Consider the following 21201-nt stretch of genomic DNA (forward strand, 5'->3'; position numbering starts at 1 on the left):
GAAAAGAGGACAGATTAAATGAAAAAACTTTTAAGTTTAGTATTAATACTTACACTGACAGTTGTATTAGTTGCTTGTGGTAAAGGTGGAGACGAAAAAGATAAAAAAATCGTTGTAGGTGCCTCACCAGCACCACACGCTGAAATCTTAGAAAAAGCAAAACCACTTCTTGAGAAAAAGGGTTATGATTTAGAAATTAAAACAATCAATGATTACACTACACCTAATAAGTTGTTAGATAAAGGTGAACTTGATGCTAACTACTTCCAACACGTTCCTTATTTAAAAACTGAAAGTAAAGAAAAAGGATACAAAATTGAAGATGCAGGTAAAGTTCATTTAGAACCAATGGCTGTTTATTCTAAAAAATACAAAAGTTTAAAAGACCTTCCTAAAGGTGCGACAGTTTATGTTTCAAATAACCCAGCTGAACAAGGTCGTTTCTTAAAATTCTTCGTTGATGAAGGCTTAATTAAAATTAAAAAAGGCGTAAAAATTGAAGACGCTAAATTTGAAGATATTACTGAAAACAAAAAAGATATTAAATTCAATAACAAACAATCAGCTGAATATCTTCCGAAAATCTATCAAAATCAAGATGTAGATGCAGCTATTATTAATTCAAACTATGCTATTGATCAAGGCTTAAGTCCCCAAAAAGATTCAATTGTAGTTGAAAAACCTAATAATAACCCTTATGCAAACCTAATTGCAGTTCGTAAAGATCATAAAGATGATGAAAAAATTAAAGCTTTAGTTGAAGTATTACAATCTAAAGACATTCGTGATTTCATCAATGAAAAATACAAAGGTGCAGTTGTACCTGCAAAATAATGAATAATATGCAGTAAAAAACGGTTCACAAAGAAATATGTGAACCGTTTTTTTATTTTATATCAATACATTTATTGCAGTCATTTATATTATAAACTTGAATCGTCTTGATATAGTATTCCAACGCCGATACCACCTTGACCCATCGCATATTCAAATTTAACAATTTCTATATATGGATGTTCTTCTAAGAATGCATTAACCTTTTTATTTAAACCTTTTTCTGTCATAGCAGTAAAATTAACAAATGTCATAGTTATCATCTCCAATTGGATAAGTAAATTGAACAATGTTATTATAACAATTATTTTAATTAGACAGAAAATATAAAAAACAACAGAATTTATGTTTATACATGATATGTATTGGGTATGTTAATATTACAAAAATCATTTAAGAATGAAATGTTCAACAAGGAGGAATTTAAAATGGCAGAAGATAAATTTGAACAAGCTAAAGGTAACATTAAAGAAACAGTTGGTAATGCAACTGATAATAAAGATTTAGAAAAAGAAGGTCAAGGCGACAAAGCTTCAGGTAAAGCTAAAGAAGTGGTTGATAACGTTAAAGATAAAGCAAATGATGTTATTGATAAATTAAAAGGCGATAAATAAGTCGTTTTAACTAGAAGAGAACGCATGTGTTAAACACATGCGTTTTTTGTTTATTTTAGAATATTATGTCTGAGTATCATTGTTAGATGTAATCAGTCCTAATGAATAACTTACTATATATCCTATTACTAAAGAAATAATCGAAACAATCCATTCTACTGGTGATTTAGGAATTCCTGGGAATACAGCATAAATTGAACCAATAACAAAACCAGTAATTAAGGCAAATGTTCCAATAAAGTGGTGGGTTAAAAAGTATTTTATAATACGGCTTGAAAATAGAAATCCACATAAAATACCTAAACCAACTACTATTAATATAGGCAGACCGGTAAAGTTAAATTTAGCTAAATTAGCAATAGCTAACATTATTGTTCCATATGCACCGAATACAAGTAGCATAAATGAGCCAGAGATACCTGGAAGTAGCATTGCACTAGAAGCACAAACACCTGCTATAAAATATTTAATAATAAGACTAAAAGATAATTGAAGTGTTAAACTTGATTGCTGTGTGCTAGGATTTAATAACGTTAATGTCACTATAACTATGATTCCTAAAATTAATAATCCATAGTGTTTAGTTGTAAATGTTTTTTTAAAATCTGAAGTTTTTAATAAGTAAGGGACAATGCCTATAATTAAACCAGTAAAAAAGAACATCGTTATTACGTGATGATGATCGAGTAGGTAATGAATTAAATTACTAAGTACACCAATCGCTAAAATCATTCCTATTAATATAGGAAGTAAAAATTTTAGACTTGGCCAAAATCGTTTAGAAAATAATCCACTAATGGATGAAATAAAACCATCATATATTCCTAAAAGTAAAGCAATGGTACCTCCACTAATTCCTGGAACTAAATCTGAAGTTCCCATCGCAAATCCTTTTAAAATATTTTTCCATTTGAATGTCATAAAGGTCTCCTTTCTTTATTAAGTTAATACGAATACTACCAAATTTTTAACTTACATTGAAATATTAAGTAGTCAATCATCGTTAATATATAGATGCCTATTGAGAACAGATGCCTTTTGATTATCAGTCGCACTTGAAAATTGAAGTCATTTCGAAACAATTTTGATGAAAATATAATCTTTTTTGTCATTTTAATAAGTTTATATTGGGGACTATTTACGTTATAATTAAGTGTATTAAAGTGTTAGAAGTCTTTTTGACTATAAATTAAAATTACTATAAACTAGTTAAGAAAACTTTATATTTTATGGAGGGAATATAAATGTCATCAACATTGGAAATTAAAGACTTACATGTGTCTATTGAAGATAAAGAAATTTTAAAAGGTGTTAATTTAACAATTAATACTGGTGAAGTTCACGCAATCATGGGACCTAATGGTACAGGTAAATCAACATTATCTTCTGCAATTATGGGTCACCCAAGTTATGAAGTCACTCAAGGTGAAGTATTACTTGATGGCGTAAATATTTTAGAATTAGAGGTTGACGAAAGAGCAAAAGCAGGTCTTTTCTTAGCAATGCAATATCCATCAGAAATTACTGGTGTAACAAATGCAGACTTTATGCGTTCAGCGATTAATGCAAAACGTGAAGAAGGTCAAGAAATTAACTTAATGCAATTTATTAAAAAATTAGATAAACAAATGGATTTCTTAGATATTGATAAAGATATGGCGCAACGTTATTTAAATGAAGGTTTCTCAGGTGGGGAGAAAAAACGTAATGAAATCTTACAATTAATGATGTTAGAACCCAAATTTGCGATTTTAGATGAAATTGACTCAGGTTTAGATATTGATGCATTAAAAGTCGTTTCTAAAGGAATCAATGAAATGCGTGGTGAAGATTTCGGTGCATTAATGATTACACACTATCAACGTTTATTAAACTATATTACTCCTGATAAAGTACATGTTATGTATGGCGGTAAAGTTGTAAAATCAGGCGGTCCAGAATTAGCTAAACGTCTTGAAGAAGAAGGTTATGAATGGGTTAAAGAAGAATTTGGTGCAACTGAATAGGTCATTAAATAATATAAAAACTATTCATAAAAAGAACTGATTGATTTTAAAATGTGGAAATAAACAGTTTATATATCAATTCAGTTACTAAAATTTTTCATCAAGTAGGAGGAAAAAGCATTATGACAACAGAAACTTTAAATATTTCTGAAGCACAACTTGTTGATTATTCTAAAGCACAAAATGAACCTTCTTGGATGACTGAACTACGTCAAAAAGCTTTGAAATTAACAGAAACTTTAGAAATGCCTAAACCAGATAAAACAAAACTAAGAAAATGGGATTTCGATGCATTTAAACAACATCATGTAGAAAGTAAATCATATAATGATGTATCAGAACTTCCTGAATCAGTTAAAAATATTATTGATATAGAAAATTCTAAAAATTTAATTATTCAACATAATAATGATTTAGCTTTCACACAAGTATCAGAACAAGCAAATCATAATAATGTTATTATTGAAGGTTTATCAAAAGCGCTACAAGATCATAGTGAATTAGTAGAAAAATATTTAATGAAAGATGCAGTTACAGTAGATGAACATCGATTAACTGCTTTGCATACAGCATTATTGAATGGTGGCGTATTTGTATATGTCCCTAAAAATGTAGTAGTTGAAGACCCTATTCAATATGTAGTATTACATGACAATGAGAATGCAAGTTTATTTAATCATGCTATTATTGTAACGGAAGAAAGTGCTGAAGTAACATATGTTGAGAATTACCTTTCAACTGCAAGTGGTGAAGGTAATCAAGTCAATATTATTTCTGAAGTGATTGCAGGAGCAAATTCAAACATTACTTATGGTTCAGTTGACTATCTAGATAAAGGATTTACAGGTCACATTATCCGTCGTGGTGTGACGGCAGCAGATGCATCAATTAATTGGGCTTTAGGTTTAATGAATGAGGGAAGCCAAATTATTGATAATACTACTAACTTAATTGGTGATCGTTCAACAAGTGAACTAAAATCAGTCATTGTTGGTACTGGTGATCAAAAAATTAACTTAACATCTAAAATCGTTCAATATGGTAAGGAAACAAATGGTTATATCTTAAAACATGGTGTAATGCGTGAAAATGCTTCATCTGTATTTAACGGTATTGGATATATTAAGCATGGCGGTACAAAATCTATCGCAAATCAAGAATCTCGTGTGTTAATGCTTTCAGAGCATGCTCGCGGAGATGCGAACCCTATTCTACTTATCGATGAAGATGATGTTGAAGCAGGTCATGCAGCTTCGGTTGGTCGTGTTGACCCAGAACAACTTTACTACTTAATGAGCCGTGGTATTTCTCAAAAAGAAGCAGAACGTCTTGTTATTCATGGTTTCTTAGATCCAGTTGTCCGTGAATTACCAATTGAAGATGTGAAACGTCAATTACGAGAAGTCATCGAACTTAAAGTAAATAAATAAGTCATTGAGATTTTCAATAAAAGAAAGGTCGTGAAGGTAGTGGCCGAAACTTCATTAAACATACAAGAAATTATTGAAGACTTTCCTATACTAAATCAAAAAGTTAATGGAAAACGATTAGCTTATCTTGATTCAACAGCAACAAGTCAAACACCAGTGCAAGTATTAAATGTATTAGATGATTATTATAAACGTTACAATTCTAATGTGCATCGTGGTGTGCATACTCTAGGTTCTTTAGCAACAGATGGATATGAAAGTGCTCGTGAGACAGTACGACGTTTCATTAATGCTAAATATTTTGAAGAAATTATTTTTACTAGAGGTACGACTGCTTCAATTAATATTGTTGCACATAGTTATGGAGACGCTAATATTAACGAAGGCGACGAAATCGTTGTGACAGAGATGGAACATCATGCTAATATTGTGCCTTGGCAACAGCTAGCTAAACGAAAAAAAGCTACTTTAAAATTTATTCCTATGACTGATGATGGTGAACTAAGAATCGAAGATGTCAAATCGACAATTAATGACAATACTAAGATTGTAGCTATTACTCATGTGTCTAATGTCTTAGGTACCATTAATGATATAAAAGCAATTGCTAAGATTGCGCATGAACACGGTGCTATTATTAGTGTTGATGGAGCACAATCTGCACCTCATATGGATATCGATGTTCAAGATTTAGATGTTGATTTCTTTAGCTTTAGCGGTCACAAAATGTTAGGACCGACTGGTATTGGTGTATTATATGGAAAACGTGAACTACTTCAAAACATGGAACCTGTTGAGTATGGTGGGGACATGATTGATTTTGTAAGTAAGTACGATGCAACATGGGCTGACTTACCTACTAAATTTGAAGCTGGTACACCGATTATTGCTCAAGCTATTGGATTGGCTGAAGCTATTCGTTATATCGAAAATATAGGCTTTGATGCCATTCATCAGCATGAAAAAGAATTAACAGAATATGCATATGAGCAATTATCTTCAATTGAAGGATTAGAAATATATGGTCCCCCTAAAGAAAGACGTGCAGGTGTGATCACTTTTAATTTAGCTGATATTCATCCACATGATGTTGCTACAGCAGTAGATACTGAAGGTGTCGCTGTTAGAGCTGGACATCACTGTGCGCAACCATTAATGAAATGGTTAAATGTATCATCTACTGCAAGAGCAAGTTTTTATATTTATAATACTAAAGAAGATGTTGACCAATTAGTAGAAGCATTGAAACAAACGAAGGAGTTTTTCTCATATGAGTTTTAATAATTTAGATCAACTTTATAGATCTGTAATTATGGATCATTATAAGAATCCTCGTAATAAAGGCGTTTTAGATAATGGATCAATGACAGTAGATATGAATAATCCTACTTGTGGTGATCGCATTAGACTAACATTTGATATCGAAGATGGTATCATTCAAGAGGCGAAATTCGAAGGTGAAGGTTGCTCAATTTCAATGTCAAGTGCATCGATGATGACTGAAGCAGTTAAAGGTCATTCATTAGGTGAAGCAATGCAAATGAGTCAAGAATTTACTAAAATGATGTTAGGTGAAGATTATAACATCACTGAAGATATGGGAGATGTAGAAGCATTACAAGGCGTTTCTCAATTCCCAGCGCGTATTAAATGTGCAACGTTAGCGTGGAAAGCTTTAGAAAAAGGTACAGTGCAAAAAGAAGGTAAAGCAGAAGGTACAACTGAAGAATAAAATACGAATAGGTAATAAATGTTATTCTAAGCACTATGGTGCTGTGACATTTTACACATATTTCTTTTTATATAGTTTGCATGTTGTTACAATGACTATAGATAGTAGTGAAAGATAAATGATGCGCATATCGTTTTAAATATATTTAAGGAGTGATTGAAATGGCTAAAAAAGCACCTGATGTTGGAGATTATAAATATGGTTTCCATGATGAGGATGTTTCCATTTTCAGATCAGAACGTGGTCTAACAGAAAATATTGTTAGAGAAATTTCTAAGATGAAAGAAGAACCAGAATGGATGCTTAATTTCCGATTAAAAGCTTTAAAACTATTCTATAAAATCCCAATGCCTCAATGGGGTGGCGATTTATCAGAGTTGAATTTTGATGACATTACTTATTATGTTAAGCCTTCAGAGCATACTGAACGTTCTTGGGATGAAGTACCTGAAGAAATTAAACGTACATTTGATAAATTAGGTATACCAGAAGCAGAACAAAAATATTTAGCTGGTGTTTCTGCACAATATGAATCAGAAGTTGTATATCATAATATGGAAAAAGAATTAGAAGAAAAAGGGATAATCTTTAAAGATACAGACAGTGCTTTACGTGAAAATGAAGACTTATTTAAAGAATACTTTGCTTCTGTTGTTCCAGCAGCTGATAATAAATTCGCAGCATTAAATTCAGCAGTATGGTCAGGTGGTTCATTCATCTATGTACCTAAAAACGTTAAATTAGATACACCATTACAAGCGTACTTCCGAATTAACTCAGAAAATATGGGTCAATTCGAACGTACATTAATTATTGCTGATGAAGGGGCTTCAGTAAACTATGTTGAGGGTTGTACTGCACCAGTATATACTACAAGTTCATTACACTCAGCAGTAGTTGAAATTATTGTTCATAAAGATGCACATGTTCGTTATACTACTATCCAAAACTGGGCTAACAATGTGTATAACTTAGTTACTAAACGTACGTTTGTTCATGAAAATGGTAATATGGAATGGGTTGACGGTAACTTAGGTTCTAAGTTAACAATGAAATACCCTAACTGTGTATTATTAGGTGAAGGTGCGAAAGGTAGTACATTATCCATCGCATTTGCGGGTAAAGGTCAAGTTCAAGATGCAGGTGCTAAAATGATTCATAAAGCCCCAAATACATCTTCAACTATCGTATCTAAATCAATTTCTAAAAACGGTGGTAAAGTAATCTATCGCGGTATCGTTCACTTTGGACGCAAAGCTAAAGGTGCGCGTTCAAATATCGAATGCGATACATTAATTCTAGATAACGAATCAACTTCAGACACAATTCCATATAATGAAGTATTTAATGATAATATTTCATTAGAACATGAAGCGAAAGTTTCTAAAGTATCTGAAGAACAATTATTCTATCTAATGAGTAGAGGGATTTCTGAAGAAGAAGCAACAGAGATGATTGTTATGGGATTCATCGAACCATTTACTAAAGAATTACCAATGGAGTATGCTGTAGAAATGAACCGTCTTATTAAATTTGAAATGGAAGGTTCAATTGGATAATTTAAGATATAGCTTAAGCTAATAGTTAAAAGAACTAGAATGTTTAACATTCTAGTTCTTTTGTTTTTCAAGTATATTAAAAAGAAGTAAACATTTAATATATATAGAACAGGTGATAAGTCAAATATTGATGTTTATAATGCAATAGTGTGATCATTGTTTGACTGAACTATTAAATAACCAATTATTCAAGCCAATATAGTAGGTAATACGGATTCAGAAGTGGTAAGTATGCCCGAAGTAGTAGTCAATTTGTTCAAGTAATGATTAATTATGAGGGCGATATTCCATCTTATCCAGTTCAAAATCAGTTAATACAATCTATTAGAAGACAAGTAGTTACAAATGGAGATAGTGAATTTACCCATAATTGGAGTGGATCCCCGGTTAGCTACTAATCAAAAGTGAATGATTTAATAGATTAATTATTTTTACAAATTAATCAGTTATTAACGCGCACTTAGGGTGTTATAGTGACGATTTTAAAGTAATAAGAAAATGTAAAGTTAGTATACAACAAGTGATATATTAATTTTGAATGTGGTATCATATATCTGGTGATAAAAATGATTAATATCGGTCTAACTGGATGGGGAGATCATTATTCTTTATATGAAGATCTTGAAAGACAAACAGATAAATTACGTACGTATGCGAGTCATTTTCCTGTTGTTGAACTTGATGCCTCATATTATGCTATCCAACCTGAACGTAATATATTGAAATGGATCAATGAAACACCAGATAAGTTTCAGTTTATCGTTAAGATTCATCAAGCATTGACGCTTCACTCAGATTATAAAACTTATGCTGATTCACGATCTGAACTATTTAAACAATTTAGACACATGCTTGAACCACTGATTGCACATCATAAATTAGCAATGGTACTTGTGCAATTTCCACCTTGGTTTGATTGTACAGCTCAAAATATAAATTATATTTTGTATGTTCGACAACAGCTAGAAGATATCCCCATGTGTGTAGAATTTAGACATCAATCTTGGTTTAATTCCCAATTTAAAGAACAAACTTTAATGTTTTTAACCGAACATCAAATTATTCATGCGGTCGTAGATGAACCACAAATTAAAGATGGGTCTATACCGTTAGTCAATCGTATAACTTCTAGTACTGCTTTTGTGCGTTATCATGGTAGAAATCAGCATGGTTGGACTAAAAAAGATATGACAGATCAAGAGTGGCGAGATGTCAGATATTTATATAATTATAATGAAAATGAATTAAAAGATTTAGCGAATAAAGTTCAAATATTAGAACAAAAAGCTAAAAAGGTCTATGTCATTTTTAATAATAATTCTGGTGGTCATGCAGCTCAAAATGCTAAAACCTATCAAGATATTTTAGATATAGAGTATACAGGCTTAGCACCTCAGCAATTAAAATTTTTCTAAGAGGCGAATTATAATGTTTTTAACAATGATTTTATTAGTTTTAATTGGATTATTATCTGCAGTATTAGGTTCTTTAGTAGGTATTGGTGGCGGTATAATTATCGTACCTACTTTAGTGTATTTAGGAGTGAACCATCATCTGTTACACGGCATCACTACTCAGATTGCAATTGGTACGTCATCGGTTATTCTTATTGTAACTGGACTTTCTTCATCTGTTGGTTATTTGAAAACAAAGCAAGTAGATATTAAAAATGGCTCTATATTTTTATTTGGATTATTACCCGGTTCACTTATTGGTTCATTTTTAAGCAGATATTTAACATTAAATTCGTTTAATTTATACTTTGGTATTTTTATGATCTGTATATCTATTTTATTGATGATTAGACATAAAATTAAACCATTTAAAATATTCGATAAGGAAAAGTATCGTAAAACATACATCGATGCTAAAGGGATGACATATCATTATAGCGTTCCACCTATGTTTGCCTTCTTTGCTACATTATTTATAGGTGTACTTACAGGTTTATTTGGGATTGGTGGTGGAGCGTTGATGACTCCTTTAATGCTTATAGTATTTAGATTTCCACCTCATGTAGCAGTAGGGACAAGCATGATGATGATTTTCTTTTCAAGTGTAATGAGTTCAATTGGTCATATTATTCAAGGTCATGTTGCTTGGTCATATTCAATTATTCTAATCATTTCTAGTTATATTGGCGCTCAAATTGGAGTAAAAATAAATCACTCGATTAAATCAGAAACAGTAGTATTATTATTACGCACAGTAATGTTAATTATGGGTGTATATCTAATTATTAAATCGTTTCTATAAAAAAACAGGAGGAATTTAAGTGAAGCTTACAATTTTTCATACAAATGACATTCATAGCCACCTTAATGAATATGCACGTATTATGACGTACATGGCTGAACACCGACCTGAACTTCAACACCCTTCACTTTATTTAGATATTGGTGATCATGTTGATTTATCTACACCAGTAACAGAAGCAACTATGGGCAAAAAGAATGTTGAACTTTTAAATGAGGCTCATTGTGATATTGCTACAATTGGGAATAATGAAGGAATGACTATTTCTCATGAAGCATTAAACAATCTTTACAATGATGCACAATTTAAAGTCATATGTGCTAATGTTTTAGACGAAGATGGCCACTTACCTCGTCATATTGCCACATCTTATATAAAAGAAATAGAGGATGTGCGCTTTTTATTTGTAGCAGCCACGGCACCTTTCACGCCATTCTATCGAGCACTTGATTGGATTGTGACAGACCCATTAGAAGCCATCAAAGACGAAATTGAACAACGCAAAGGACAATACGATGTATTAATAGTTATGAGTCATGTAGGTGTCTTTTTTGATGAAAAATTATGTCAAGAAATCCCAGAGATAGACGTAATACTAGGAAGCCACACACATCATCATTTTAATCATGGTGAAGTCAATAATGGTGTACTTATGGCAGCAGCAGGGAAATATGGATATTATCTTGGAGAAGTGAATTTAACGATTGAAAATAAAACAGTAATTACTAAAGAGGCTACATTACATCCAGTAGACACATTACCAGTCGTTAAAACACATTTTGATGAAGAAGGAAAAGATTTGATGAATAAGGCGATTATTAATAAGCCAGTTTCTTTATCTAGTAGAACAAATGTGATTACAAAAACGACTTATTTACTTGCAGAAAGTGTGTATGAGTTTACAAATGCAGATTGTACAATTATTAATGCTGGATTAATCGTTAATAGTATCGAGGGCGATCAACTTACTGAATACGATATCCATACTATGTTACCTCATCCAATCAACTTAGTTCGTGTACGTTTGAAAGGTTCTGAATTGAAAAAGGTAATCTTAAAAAGTCAAAAGCAAGAATATATGTATGAACATGTCCAAGGGTTAGGATTTAGAGGCGATATTTTTGGTGGTTATATATTATATAAATGTGGATTTATTCAATCAGAACATCGCTTCTTTGTAGATGGACAAGAAATAGAAGATAACCGTACCTATATATTAGGAACTGTAGATATGTATACATTTGGAAGATATTTCCCATTATTAAAAGGAACATCGATTGATTATTTAATGCCGGAATTTTTAAGAGATATCTTTAAAGAAAAATTAATTCAAATGCATCATTCTTCTTAGTACACAAATGTTCATAGTTATGTCTTAATTTTATAAGTTATTACATTTTAATTTAATGTAAATTTCGTTATAATAGTTGAAGATAGATTAAACAGGAGGGTATGTGTTGTTATGGCTACTAAAAATGAAGAGATTTTACGTAAACCAGATTGGTTGAAAATAAAGCTAAACACTAATGAAAACTACATCGGCCTCAAGAAAATGATGCGTGAGAAAAATTTACATACAGTTTGTGAAGAAGCAAAATGTCCAAATATACATGAATGTTGGGGAGCTAGACGTACGGCTACATTTATGATTTTAGGTGCGGTATGTACAAGAGCTTGTCGTTTCTGTGCAGTAAAAACTGGCTTACCTAATGAACTAGATTTAAATGAACCAGAACGTGTTGCAGAGTCTGTAGAACTAATGAATCTTAAACATGTTGTTATCACAGCTGTTGCACGTGATGATTTAAGAGATGCAGGGTCTAATGTATATGCAGAAACAGTTCGTAAAGTACGTGAACGTAATCCATATACGACAATTGAAATTTTACCGTCAGATATGGGTGGGGATTATGAAGCACTTGAAACACTAATGGCTTCAAGACCAGATATTTTAAACCATAACATTGAAACAGTACGACGCTTAACTCCAAGAGTTCGTGCGCGTGCGACTTACGACAGAACATTAGAATTCTTACGTCGTTCTAAAGAGTTACAACCTGATATTCCAACTAAATCAAGTTTAATGGTAGGTTTAGGTGAAACATTGGAAGAAATTTATGAAACAATGGATGACTTACGTGCAAATGATGTTGATATTTTAACAATTGGTCAGTATTTACAACCATCACGTAAACACTTAAAAGTTGAAAAATACTATACTCCATTAGAATTTGGTAAATTAAGAAAAATTGCAATGGAAAAAGGATTTAAACATTGTGAAGCTGGTCCAATGGTACGAAGTTCTTATCATGCTGATGAACAAGTAAATGAAGCGGCAAAAGAAAAACACCGTCTTGGAGAAGAACAGTTACAACAAAAATAATATTAACCCAAAAATTTAAAATAAACTTTCTTTTAAGCGATATCACATAATGAAGTCATATTATCTTATGAAACAATGATATGAGTACATAAAGTCAATTAAGAATGTTTATTAATAGGTAGATGCTAAAACTTAGATTGCTCTTTTTCTTTAAAATAGGCAATCTAAGTTTTTATTATAATTATAATTAAAGGTGACTTATTATGATTAGAGTTAATCAACAGTATTTTGAATTAATTGAAGATTATAGAGAATGCTTTGATGAAGAATTATTTGCTTCAAGATATTCAGATATACTTGATAAATATGATTTTGTAGTTGGAGATTTTGGTTATGATCAATTACGTTTAAAAGGATTTTATAAAGATTCAAATAAAAAAGCTGAAATTTCAAAACGTTTTTCAACCATCCAAGATTATATTTTGGAATATTGTAATTTTGGTTGTCCATATTTTATAGTGAGACATATTAATGAGAATGAACGATTAGAATTAACTAGTGTAGATGAAGTAGAAGATAAATTGCATGATGTGAAAATAAAACCAACAATACAAACTACACAATCTACTGAAAAAAAGAATAATAAATAATGAAAGGTCAAAACAATGATATTCACAAAATATACATTGTTTTGACCTTTCATTTATTGAATAACTTGATTTAGATATTCAATGATTTCTTCGCTTTCTTCTTGAGAGACACCTAATATATGAGCAATATATCCTTCTTCTTCAATATCGTCTGTGCCTATGATGCCAAATTTATTAGTTTGAAGATTTAATACCAGTGTTTTGCCGTAATGACGATCGGTCTGAATAAGCATTAAATCATAGCGACTATGTTCACCTACAAATCCTACAAATTGTGCTTGCGATTGTTCCTCATCATCGTACAGAAACATATCTATCATATCAGTCATGCTCCTTTATTTTTAATATGTGAAATTAGTATAACGACAAATGATGCATGATGCAAAACTATGATATGATAATAATAATAAGAGGTGACCGATATGTATTTTGTAGATAAAGATAAATTAGCACTTAAAATAAAATATTTAAATCAGCTTATTAAGGATTATGAAACAAATAAATCAAATCATTATGCATTTGAACGTATTGCGCAAATGTTAATTGAATCATCAGTAGATATTGGAAATATGATTATTGACGCTTTTATTTTGAGAGATCCTGGTAACTATAAAGATGTTATTGATATTTTAGAACTTGAAGGGGTGATTTCCAAAGATACACAAAACCATATTAATGATACAGTTGAAATCAGAAAACAGTTTGCACATCATTATACAGAATTAGAAGTTGAAACACTTGTACCATTATTTGACACCTCAATACCGTATTATCGACAATTTGTGAAAGAAGTTACTCAATTTCTAAAAAAAGAAAATGTGCCAATTACCGCTTTTGGAAAAGGAGATTATTCATAATGAAAAATTATAAAGGTTATTTAATCGATTTAGATGGAACAATGTATATGGGTACAGCAGAAATTGATGGTGCTGCTCAATTTATCGATTATTTGAACAAAAACGATATTCCTCATTTATATGTTACTAATAACTCTACTAAGACGCCTGAAGAAGTAACAGAAAAGTTAAAAGAAATGAAGATTGACGCTAAACCAGACGAAGTAGTTACTTCTGCTCTAGCTACGGCAAATTACATTGCAGAAGAAAATAGTCAAGCTAGTGTGTATATGCTAGGAGGTAATGGTTTAAGAACAGCATTAACCGATGCAGGTTTAACCGTAAAAGAAGATGAGAATGTAGATTACGTAGTTATCGGTTTAGATGAAGCAGTCACATATGAAAAACTTGCAATAGCTACTTTAGCAGTACGTAAAGGTGCAAAATTTATCTCTACGAATCCAGATGTCTCAATTCCTAAAGAAAGAGGCTTCTTACCTGGAAATGGAGCTATTACAAGTGTAGTTAGTGTATCTACTGGACAACAGCCACAATTTATTGGTAAACCAGAAACCATAATCATGCAAATTGCTTTAGATATATTGAAACTAGATAAGTCTGAAGTGGCTATGGTGGGAGATTTGTATGATACAGATATAATGTCTGGTATTAATGTGGGGATGGATACGGTACATGTACAAACAGGTGTAACATCTTATGAAGAAATTCAAACTAAACAACCAAAGCCAACCTATTCATTTAAAGATTTGAATGTGGCTATAGCTGAATTAGAAAGTAATACTAATTAATAAAAATAATTTCTATGATAACTTCTTATTACTTAAATTGATGATATGAGTAATAAGAAGTTTTTATATCTAACAGTTTTGTTATGCTCTGTGTAATTGTGATATGTAACCATTAGTACTAATATATAGAATATCAAAGATAAGAATAAGGACATATCGGATAAGATAGATACATATTTAACACTCGCTAATTATTATATAAAATAAATTTGATATATAATTAATATTTTTATATAATAAAGTGTAAAAATAAAAGTGCGATATAATATTTCTTGATAGTAAGATAACTTTACTAAATATAAAATAAGTAGAATTGTTCTTCAAAATAAATAGCAATGTTTGTGAGGTGCAATATTCAATTGAGAGAAACTAAAAAAATAAGTGTTTTTTATGAAAAAGCAAAACCATATCTACTGACTATTCTATACTTAGCAATTTTTATAGCTTTGTATCTTATATATGGTTCAGGCGATACACATAATAACTTTATATATAACGAATTCTAGTAAGGAGTCAAAGGATGACAGATATTATAAATTTAATTAATGATATTGGACAAAGAAATCCAGATCGAGTAGCTATTAGACATAAATCAGATGAGTTAACGTATCGTCAACTTATAGAAGAATCTAGTAAGCTAGCACATTATTTGCAAGATACAAATAAACCATTAATCATCTATGGTCATATGTCACCATATATGGTAGTTGGAATGATAGGAGCAATCAAAGCAGGATGTGGCTATGTCCCAATTGATACGTCAGTTCCAATAGAACGTGTAGAAATGATTATGAATAAAGTAGATCCAACATTTATTTTAAATACAACTGATTCAAGTGTGAATCAACCAAGGAAAGAACTTACAATCGAAGATATTAAACATTCTGATTATCCTATTGTTTTTGATAGTCAAATGGATAAAACAGATGTTGTTTATACTATATTCACTTCTGGTTCTACAGGTGAGCCTAAAGGTGTGCAAATTGAGTATGCGAGTTTAATAGAATTTGCAGAATGGATGGTCTCATTAAATGAAACAGATAATCATCAGGAGTGGTTGAACCAAGCACCATTTTCATTTGATTTATCTGTAATGGCAATTTATCCATGTTTAACATCTGGTGGAACACTTAACTTAGTAGATAAAGATATGATAAAAAAACCGAAGTTATTAAATGAAATGCTTGTTCAAACGCCAATTAATGCTTGGGTATCAACACCATCATTTATAGAAATGTGTTTATTACTTCCTAACCTTAATGAAAAAGATTATCCAAGTTTAAATCATTTCTTCTTTTGTGGAGAAATTTTACCGCATAGAACAGCTAAAGCACTTGTTGATAGATATCCAAATGCAATTGTTTATAACACATATGGACCAACGGAAGCGACAGTTGCAGTTACTGGTGTAAAAATCACACCCGAGATTTTAGAACGTTATAATCCACTTCCAGTAGGTGTAGCAAGACCGAATACTACACTATCAACAACTGATGAAGGTGAACTTGTTATTAAAGGAACAAGTGTGAGTTTAGGATATCTAAAAAACAAAGAAAAAACTGAAGCAGTATTTAAGTTTGATAATGGCGTTCGCATTTATCACACGGGTGATAAAGCTATTGAAAAAGATGGTTATTGGTTTATCCAAGGACGTATCGATTTTCAAATAAAGTTAAACGGTTATCGCATGGAACTAGAAGAAATTGAAACACAACTAAGACACTCAAAATACGTTAGAGAAACTGTTGTTGTGCCAATTTATAAAAATGGAAAAGTTGTTTATCTTGTAGGTGCTATTGTACCTACTAAAAAAGTTGATAATGACTTAGAGATGACCAGAAACATTAAAAATGAATTGAAATCTCGCTTACCTGAATATATGATTCCGAGAAAATTCGTTTGGATGGAACAACTTCCATTAACATCAAATGGAAAACTTGATCGTAAACAAGTTGCAGAGGATATCGACGCATGATTCCTTATGGTACGTTTACCTTCTTCTTAGTCGCATTTATCGTTCTTTTACCAGTCATCATACTCGGATTTTTAGGTAAGCGAAGCTATGTATATAATGGGATAAGTACAGTGATTATGATTGTGATTATTTTCTCTTCAGATACATACAATTTATTTGGACAGAAATATTTAAGTGTTCAATTAATCAGTTTTGTAATTTATTTAATATGGCAAGTGCTATTAATCATGTGGTATTACAAATCACGACAAAAAAATAATACTTTTATTAAATTTTTAATTATTATGATTTTATCTATTTTACCTTTAGCACTTGTTAAAATATTACAAAGTTCATGGTTAGGTGGACATCAAATACATTTCCATGAACATAAGTTAATTGAATTTGTCGGATTCTTAGGAATCTCATATGTTACTTTTAAAAGTGTACAACTTATAATGGAAATTAGAGATGGTTCTATTAAAGAAATTAAAGTGGGGAAATTGATTCAATTTATTTCATTCTTTCCAACAGTATCTTCAGGACCCATCGACCGTTATAAACGTTTTGTCAAAGACGATAAAAAAATACCAACTGGTGAGCAATACAGAGGTATGGTAGTTAAAGCGATTCATATGATTATGATGGGCTTCTTATATAAATATATTATTGCTCATTTAATTAATGTATATGCAATTATGCCATTATTAATGCATTTACATGGTTTTACTCATAAATGGTTATATATGTATGCCTATAGCTTTTACTTATTTTTTGACTTTGCAGGTTATAGTTTATTTGCAATAGCAGTGAGTTATCTATATGGCATTAATACACCACCAAACTTTAAACAGCCGTTTAAAGCACGTAACATTAAAGATTTCTGGAATAGATGGCATATGTCATTATCATTCTGGTTTAGAGACTGTGTTTATATGAGAACATTGTTCTATATGTCTCGTAAAAAAATAATGAAGAATCAATTTGCAATGTCAAATTTTGCCTTCTTCTTAAATTTCTTTATTATGGGTGTATGGCACGGATTAGAAGTATTTTATATTGTATATGGTATTTATCACGGTTTAATGTTTATCGGATATGGATATTATGAACGCTGGAGAAAGAAACATCCACCTCGCTTTCAAAATGGTTTTGCTACAGCATTAAGTGTTATTATCACATTCCATTTTGTAGCATTTGGCTTCTTAATATTCTCAGGAAAATTAATTTAAAGGGAGAAATAAATGATGGAATTTAGAGAACAAGTTTTAGATGTATTAGCTGATGTAGCAGAAAATGACGTAGTTAAAGAAAACCCAGATGTTGAGATTTTTGAAGAAGGAATTATTGATTCATTTCAAACAGTTGGATTATTATTAGAAATTCAAAATAGATTAGGAATTGAAGTATCAATTATGGATTTTGATCGTGATGAATGGGCAACTCCTAATAAAATTGTTGAAGCTTTAGAAGAATTACGATGAAATTCAAACCATTTTTACCAATTCTTATTAGTGGAATCATATTTTTAGCTTTTGTATTAATGCCTGCGAGTTGGTTTACTGGTCTCGTTAACAATAAGACACTTGCTGATAATAGAACGTCACTAACTGATCAAGTACTTAAAGGTACGCTCATTCAAAATCAATTATTTAGTAATGATAAATATTATCCACTTTATGGTTCAAGTGAGTTAAATAAACGTGACCCGTTTAATCCTGCGATAGCAATGCATCATCGAAAAAATACAAAGCCTGTATTCTTAGTTGGTACGGGTGGTAATACAGATTTAATTAATGCTATTGAATTAGCGGGTCAATATGATCAACTTAAAGGTAAAAAGATGACATTTATCATTTCACCACAATGGTTTAGTACACATGGCGTTAATGATATGGATATGGCTGCACGTACGACACCAAATCAAATCAATCAGATATTTCAACAAAAGGATATGCCTTCAGAGTTAAAACAACGCTATGCTAAACGATTATTAAAATTTAGAAGTGTTCCTAATAAGGAATATTTAAAAGAATTAGTAAAAGATCCAAGCAACCCAAAAGGTCGTTATATTTCTAAGTTTAAAGAAAGTCAACTTCTTAAAATTGAGGCAATAAAAACATACTTTTCATTAGATAAATCACCATTAACTCATGTGCACTCACTTACATCACCCAATGATTCTTGGAAAAACATGAGTAATAAAGCAGTGCAACTTGGTGAAAAACGTTCTACTTCTAATGGTTATGGTATCCGTAACGAATATTGGAAAAAACTAATGCATAAAAAACCAATGAATCGTCGCCAATATGAATTTAAAATGAATTCACCAGAGTTTAAGGATTTATCTTTACTAGTAGATACAATGCATCAAGCAGGTGCTGATGTACAATATGTTATTCTTCCAGTAAATGGTAAATGGTACGATCATTTAGGTATTCACCGTTCAACACGTGAACCTGTCTATAAAAAAATACATAAAACTGTTGTCGGACATGGTGGCAAAGTGTATGATATGTCAAATAAAGACTATGAAAAATATGTATTAAGTGATGTAGTACATGTAGGTTGGAAAGGTTGGGTATACATGGATCGTCAAATTGAAAAACATATGAACGATTATCAAGCTCATTCTAAATGATAAATGAAAAAAGACACCCTATTCTGATTAAATACTGAATGTAGGGTGTCTTTAATTTATATCGTTAGAAAACTTGTTCTACTTCTATAACGCCTGGTACTTCTTCGTGTAAAGCACGTTCTATACCTGCTTTTAATGTAATAGTTGAGCTTGGGCATGTTCCACACGCACCATGTAATTGTAATTTTACGATGCCATCTTCTACATCGACTAATGTACAATCTCCTCCGTCACGTAATAAAAACGGACGTAAACGTTCAATAACTTCGGCTACTTGATCAAACATTGTTGCATTCTCAGTAGGCATGAGATATGTCTCCTTTCAAGTAAAATACTTCATAAACTTATTATTAATTTATTATAATAGATAAAGAAAGAAAAATCTATAAAACTAAACGGGGGATTAATATATGACAAAAGTAAGTGTTGTTGTTTACGGTGCGGATGTAGTGTGTGCTAGTTGTGTCAATGCACCAACTTCTAAAAATACGTATGAGTGGCTAAAACCATTATTAGAAAGAAAATATCCTAATATTCATTTCGAATATACATATATCGATTTTCAAAAAGAAACTGAAAATTTAAGTGATCATGATCAACAATATATTGAGCAAATTGAAAATGATGAGTTGTTTTACCCGCTTATTACAATGAACGATGAATATGTGGCTGACGGTTATATTCAGTCAAAAAAAGTGACTCATTTTATAGATCAATATATTATAAATAACTAATGCAAAGTGGAGTATTCGATTTTTTATAAAAATGAGGGGAAGCTTGAGATGATGAATTGAAATTAAATTCTGTCCCGCTTCCCAGTTGTATTTATCCATTATGATATTTATATAGCCATAAAACACCTGATTTTAATATATGCGCTAGACGTCCTGTAACTGTACGATCCATAATATAGGCAAACCCTTTTTTCTCTCCTAGAGAACCTAAGAAACCTTGAACTTTTAATTCAGGCATTTTTTCAGGAAGTGGTTCATGATTCCATTGTTTTTTTAGTACATCGGCAATTTGATCCCCCTGTACTTCTGCTAATTGAGCACTTGGCGCATGTGGTAAAGCTGCGCAATCTCCAACTACATAAACATTTTTATAAGTCGGTACTTGATGATATTGATTAACGATAACGCGACCACTTTTATTAGTATCAATAGGCAGTTTCCTTACAATTTCAACAGGTTGAATACCTGCTGTCCATACTACAATATCAACAGGTTCTGGTGTACCATTATTATAAATTGTTCCTTGCTCAACTTTATCAATCAATGAATTAGGAACCACGTTTACATTATTTTCGCGGAACCACTTCGCAATATAATTACTTAATTTTTCTGGAAAATTTCTTAATATACGAGGTCCACGATCATATAAAATAATTTCTAAATCTGTGCGACTTTCACGTAGTTCACTTGCTAATTCAATACCACTCAAACCAGCTCCTACAATTCCAACACGCGCTCCTTTAGGTAGCTCGCTAATACTATGAAACGTTTCACGGGCTTTAGAAAGCGTTTGAATACTATGAGTGTATTCTTTAGCTCCTAG

25 protein-coding genes and 1 pseudogene are annotated in these 21201 nt (G+C 31.2%); 21 read left to right on the forward strand and 5 right to left on the reverse strand.

The annotated features are described in order from the left end of the window. Nucleotides 1–18: 18 nt before the first annotated feature. Nucleotides 19–834, forward strand: a complete 816-nt coding sequence (locus tag CD034_RS02630) for a MetQ/NlpA family ABC transporter substrate-binding protein (protein WP_002455564.1) — start codon at nucleotides 19–21, stop codon at nucleotides 832–834. 89 nt (nucleotides 835–923) lie between these two features. Here the strand turns inward: CD034_RS02630 and CD034_RS11155 are convergent, their stop codons facing one another. Next, nucleotides 924–1088 carry a hypothetical protein gene (locus tag CD034_RS11155; RefSeq protein ID WP_002448129.1) on the reverse strand — a complete coding sequence of 55 codons (165 nt, stop codon included), beginning with the start codon at nucleotides 1086–1088 and terminating at the stop codon, nucleotides 924–926. 174 nt (nucleotides 1089–1262) lie between these two features. Here CD034_RS11155 and CD034_RS02635 point away from each other — a divergent pair, with 174 nt between their 5' ends. After that, complete coding sequence (locus tag CD034_RS02635) at nucleotides 1263–1448, forward strand: CsbD family protein (RefSeq protein ID WP_002448111.1); 186 nt, start codon at nucleotides 1263–1265, stop codon at nucleotides 1446–1448. A 63-nt stretch (nucleotides 1449–1511) separates the two neighbouring features. Here the strand turns inward: CD034_RS02635 and popT are convergent, their stop codons facing one another. Continuing rightward, entirely contained in the window at nucleotides 1512–2369 is an 858-nt protein-coding gene (gene popT, locus CD034_RS02640) for a polyprenyl-phosphate transporter PopT (protein ID WP_002448183.1), read from the reverse strand. Nucleotides 2370–2692: 323 nt separating this feature from the next. Here popT and sufC point away from each other — a divergent pair, with 323 nt between their 5' ends. From sufC to CD034_RS02690, 11 genes are all read left to right on the forward strand, one after another. Then, the gene (sufC, locus tag CD034_RS02645) at nucleotides 2693–3454 is read left to right on the forward strand and encodes a Fe-S cluster assembly ATPase SufC (protein WP_002448050.1); all 762 of its coding nucleotides are present in this window, start codon (nucleotides 2693–2695) and stop codon (nucleotides 3452–3454) included. A 122-nt stretch (nucleotides 3455–3576) separates the two neighbouring features. After that, nucleotides 3577–4884 (forward strand): Fe-S cluster assembly protein SufD, encoded by a 1308-nt coding sequence (gene sufD / locus CD034_RS02650; protein WP_002448151.1) that lies wholly within the window; start codon nucleotides 3577–3579, stop codon nucleotides 4882–4884. A gap of 30 nt (nucleotides 4885–4914) precedes the next feature. After that, nucleotides 4915–6165, forward strand: coding sequence for a cysteine desulfurase (locus CD034_RS02655; protein WP_172457916.1), 1251 nt, complete (start codon nucleotides 4915–4917; stop codon nucleotides 6163–6165). After that, nucleotides 6155–6616, forward strand: coding sequence for a Fe-S cluster assembly sulfur transfer protein SufU (sufU, locus tag CD034_RS02660; protein WP_002448166.1), 462 nt, complete (start codon nucleotides 6155–6157; stop codon nucleotides 6614–6616). Before CD034_RS02655 ends, sufU begins: the two co-directional genes overlap by 11 nt. 161 nt (nucleotides 6617–6777) lie before the next feature. Continuing rightward, nucleotides 6778–8175 (forward strand): Fe-S cluster assembly protein SufB, encoded by a 1398-nt coding sequence (gene sufB, locus CD034_RS02665; protein ID WP_002448087.1) that lies wholly within the window; start codon nucleotides 6778–6780, stop codon nucleotides 8173–8175. A gap of 263 nt (nucleotides 8176–8438) precedes the next feature. Beyond that, nucleotides 8439–8573, forward strand: coding sequence for a hypothetical protein (locus CD034_RS11360; protein ID WP_002488333.1), 135 nt, complete (start codon nucleotides 8439–8441; stop codon nucleotides 8571–8573). A 168-nt stretch (nucleotides 8574–8741) separates the two neighbouring features. Next, entirely contained in the window at nucleotides 8742–9590 is an 849-nt protein-coding gene (locus CD034_RS02670) for a DUF72 domain-containing protein (RefSeq protein ID WP_002448225.1), read from the forward strand. Between the two features lie 13 nt (nucleotides 9591–9603). After that, the gene (locus CD034_RS02675) at nucleotides 9604–10431 is read left to right on the forward strand and encodes a sulfite exporter TauE/SafE family protein (protein ID WP_103288099.1); all 828 of its coding nucleotides are present in this window, start codon (nucleotides 9604–9606) and stop codon (nucleotides 10429–10431) included. A 19-nt stretch (nucleotides 10432–10450) separates the two neighbouring features. Beyond that, complete coding sequence (locus tag CD034_RS02680) at nucleotides 10451–11782, forward strand: bifunctional metallophosphatase/5'-nucleotidase (protein WP_002455561.1); 1332 nt, start codon at nucleotides 10451–10453, stop codon at nucleotides 11780–11782. A gap of 111 nt (nucleotides 11783–11893) precedes the next feature. Beyond that, complete coding sequence (gene lipA, locus CD034_RS02685) at nucleotides 11894–12814, forward strand: lipoyl synthase (protein ID WP_002448197.1); 921 nt, start codon at nucleotides 11894–11896, stop codon at nucleotides 12812–12814. Nucleotides 12815–13017: 203 nt separating this feature from the next. Further along, nucleotides 13018–13404, forward strand: coding sequence for a YutD family protein (locus CD034_RS02690; protein WP_002455560.1), 387 nt, complete (start codon nucleotides 13018–13020; stop codon nucleotides 13402–13404). Between the two features lie 53 nt (nucleotides 13405–13457). On the opposite strand, the gene CD034_RS02695 is transcribed toward CD034_RS02690, so the two are convergent. After that, nucleotides 13458–13724 carry a DUF3055 domain-containing protein gene (locus CD034_RS02695; RefSeq protein WP_002448201.1) on the reverse strand — a complete coding sequence of 89 codons (267 nt, stop codon included), beginning with the start codon at nucleotides 13722–13724 and terminating at the stop codon, nucleotides 13458–13460. 102 nt (nucleotides 13725–13826) lie between these two features. On the opposite strand from CD034_RS02695, the gene CD034_RS02700 reads away from it, so the two are divergent. The 7 genes from CD034_RS02700 (at nucleotide 13827) to dltD (ending at nucleotide 19644) form a co-directional block, all read left to right on the forward strand. Continuing rightward, nucleotides 13827–14261, forward strand: a complete 435-nt coding sequence (locus CD034_RS02700; protein ID WP_002448033.1) for a DUF86 domain-containing protein — start codon at nucleotides 13827–13829, stop codon at nucleotides 14259–14261. After that, a complete protein-coding gene (nucF, locus tag CD034_RS02705; protein WP_002448132.1) occupies nucleotides 14261–15049 on the forward strand; it encodes a 5' nucleotidase NucF in 789 nt (262 codons plus the stop codon). Before CD034_RS02700 ends, nucF begins: the two co-directional genes overlap by 1 nt. A 335-nt stretch (nucleotides 15050–15384) precedes the next feature. Next, the gene (locus CD034_RS02710) at nucleotides 15385–15555 is read left to right on the forward strand and encodes a teichoic acid D-Ala incorporation-associated protein DltX (protein ID WP_002455559.1); all 171 of its coding nucleotides are present in this window, start codon (nucleotides 15385–15387) and stop codon (nucleotides 15553–15555) included. Nucleotides 15556–15569: 14 nt separating this feature from the next. Further along, nucleotides 15570–17024 carry a D-alanine--poly(phosphoribitol) ligase subunit DltA gene (gene dltA / locus CD034_RS02715; protein WP_002455558.1) on the forward strand — a complete coding sequence of 485 codons (1455 nt, stop codon included), beginning with the start codon at nucleotides 15570–15572 and terminating at the stop codon, nucleotides 17022–17024. Continuing rightward, nucleotides 17021–18235 carry a D-alanyl-lipoteichoic acid biosynthesis protein DltB gene (dltB, locus tag CD034_RS02720; RefSeq protein ID WP_002455557.1) on the forward strand — a complete coding sequence of 405 codons (1215 nt, stop codon included), beginning with the start codon at nucleotides 17021–17023 and terminating at the stop codon, nucleotides 18233–18235. The genes dltA and dltB overlap by 4 nt, the downstream gene beginning before the upstream one ends. A 15-nt stretch (nucleotides 18236–18250) precedes the next feature. Continuing rightward, the gene (dltC, locus tag CD034_RS02725; protein WP_002448193.1) at nucleotides 18251–18487 is read left to right on the forward strand and encodes a D-alanine--poly(phosphoribitol) ligase subunit 2; all 237 of its coding nucleotides are present in this window, start codon (nucleotides 18251–18253) and stop codon (nucleotides 18485–18487) included. After that, entirely contained in the window at nucleotides 18484–19644 is a 1161-nt protein-coding gene (gene dltD, locus CD034_RS02730; protein WP_002448173.1) for a D-alanyl-lipoteichoic acid biosynthesis protein DltD, read from the forward strand. The genes dltC and dltD overlap by 4 nt, the downstream gene beginning before the upstream one ends. Before the next feature lie 64 nt (nucleotides 19645–19708). On the opposite strand, the gene CD034_RS02735 is transcribed toward dltD, so the two are convergent. Further along, nucleotides 19709–19951: a NifU family protein gene (locus CD034_RS02735; protein ID WP_002433501.1), complete on the reverse strand. Its 243-nt coding sequence runs from the start codon at nucleotides 19949–19951 to the stop codon at nucleotides 19709–19711. A 103-nt stretch (nucleotides 19952–20054) separates the two neighbouring features. Here CD034_RS02735 and CD034_RS02740 point away from each other — a divergent pair, with 103 nt between their 5' ends. Further along, nucleotides 20055–20378 (forward strand): YuzD family protein, encoded by a 324-nt coding sequence (locus CD034_RS02740; protein ID WP_002448149.1) that lies wholly within the window; start codon nucleotides 20055–20057, stop codon nucleotides 20376–20378. Nucleotides 20379–20469: 91 nt separating this feature from the next. On the opposite strand, the pseudogene CD034_RS02745 reads toward CD034_RS02740, so the two are convergent. Continuing rightward, nucleotides 20470–21201, reverse strand: a pseudogene (locus tag CD034_RS02745) (NAD(P)/FAD-dependent oxidoreductase); the annotation flags it as partial.

This window comes from Staphylococcus hominis subsp. hominis (assembly GCF_002901845.1).
Taxonomy (GTDB): domain Bacteria; phylum Bacillota; class Bacilli; order Staphylococcales; family Staphylococcaceae; genus Staphylococcus; species Staphylococcus hominis.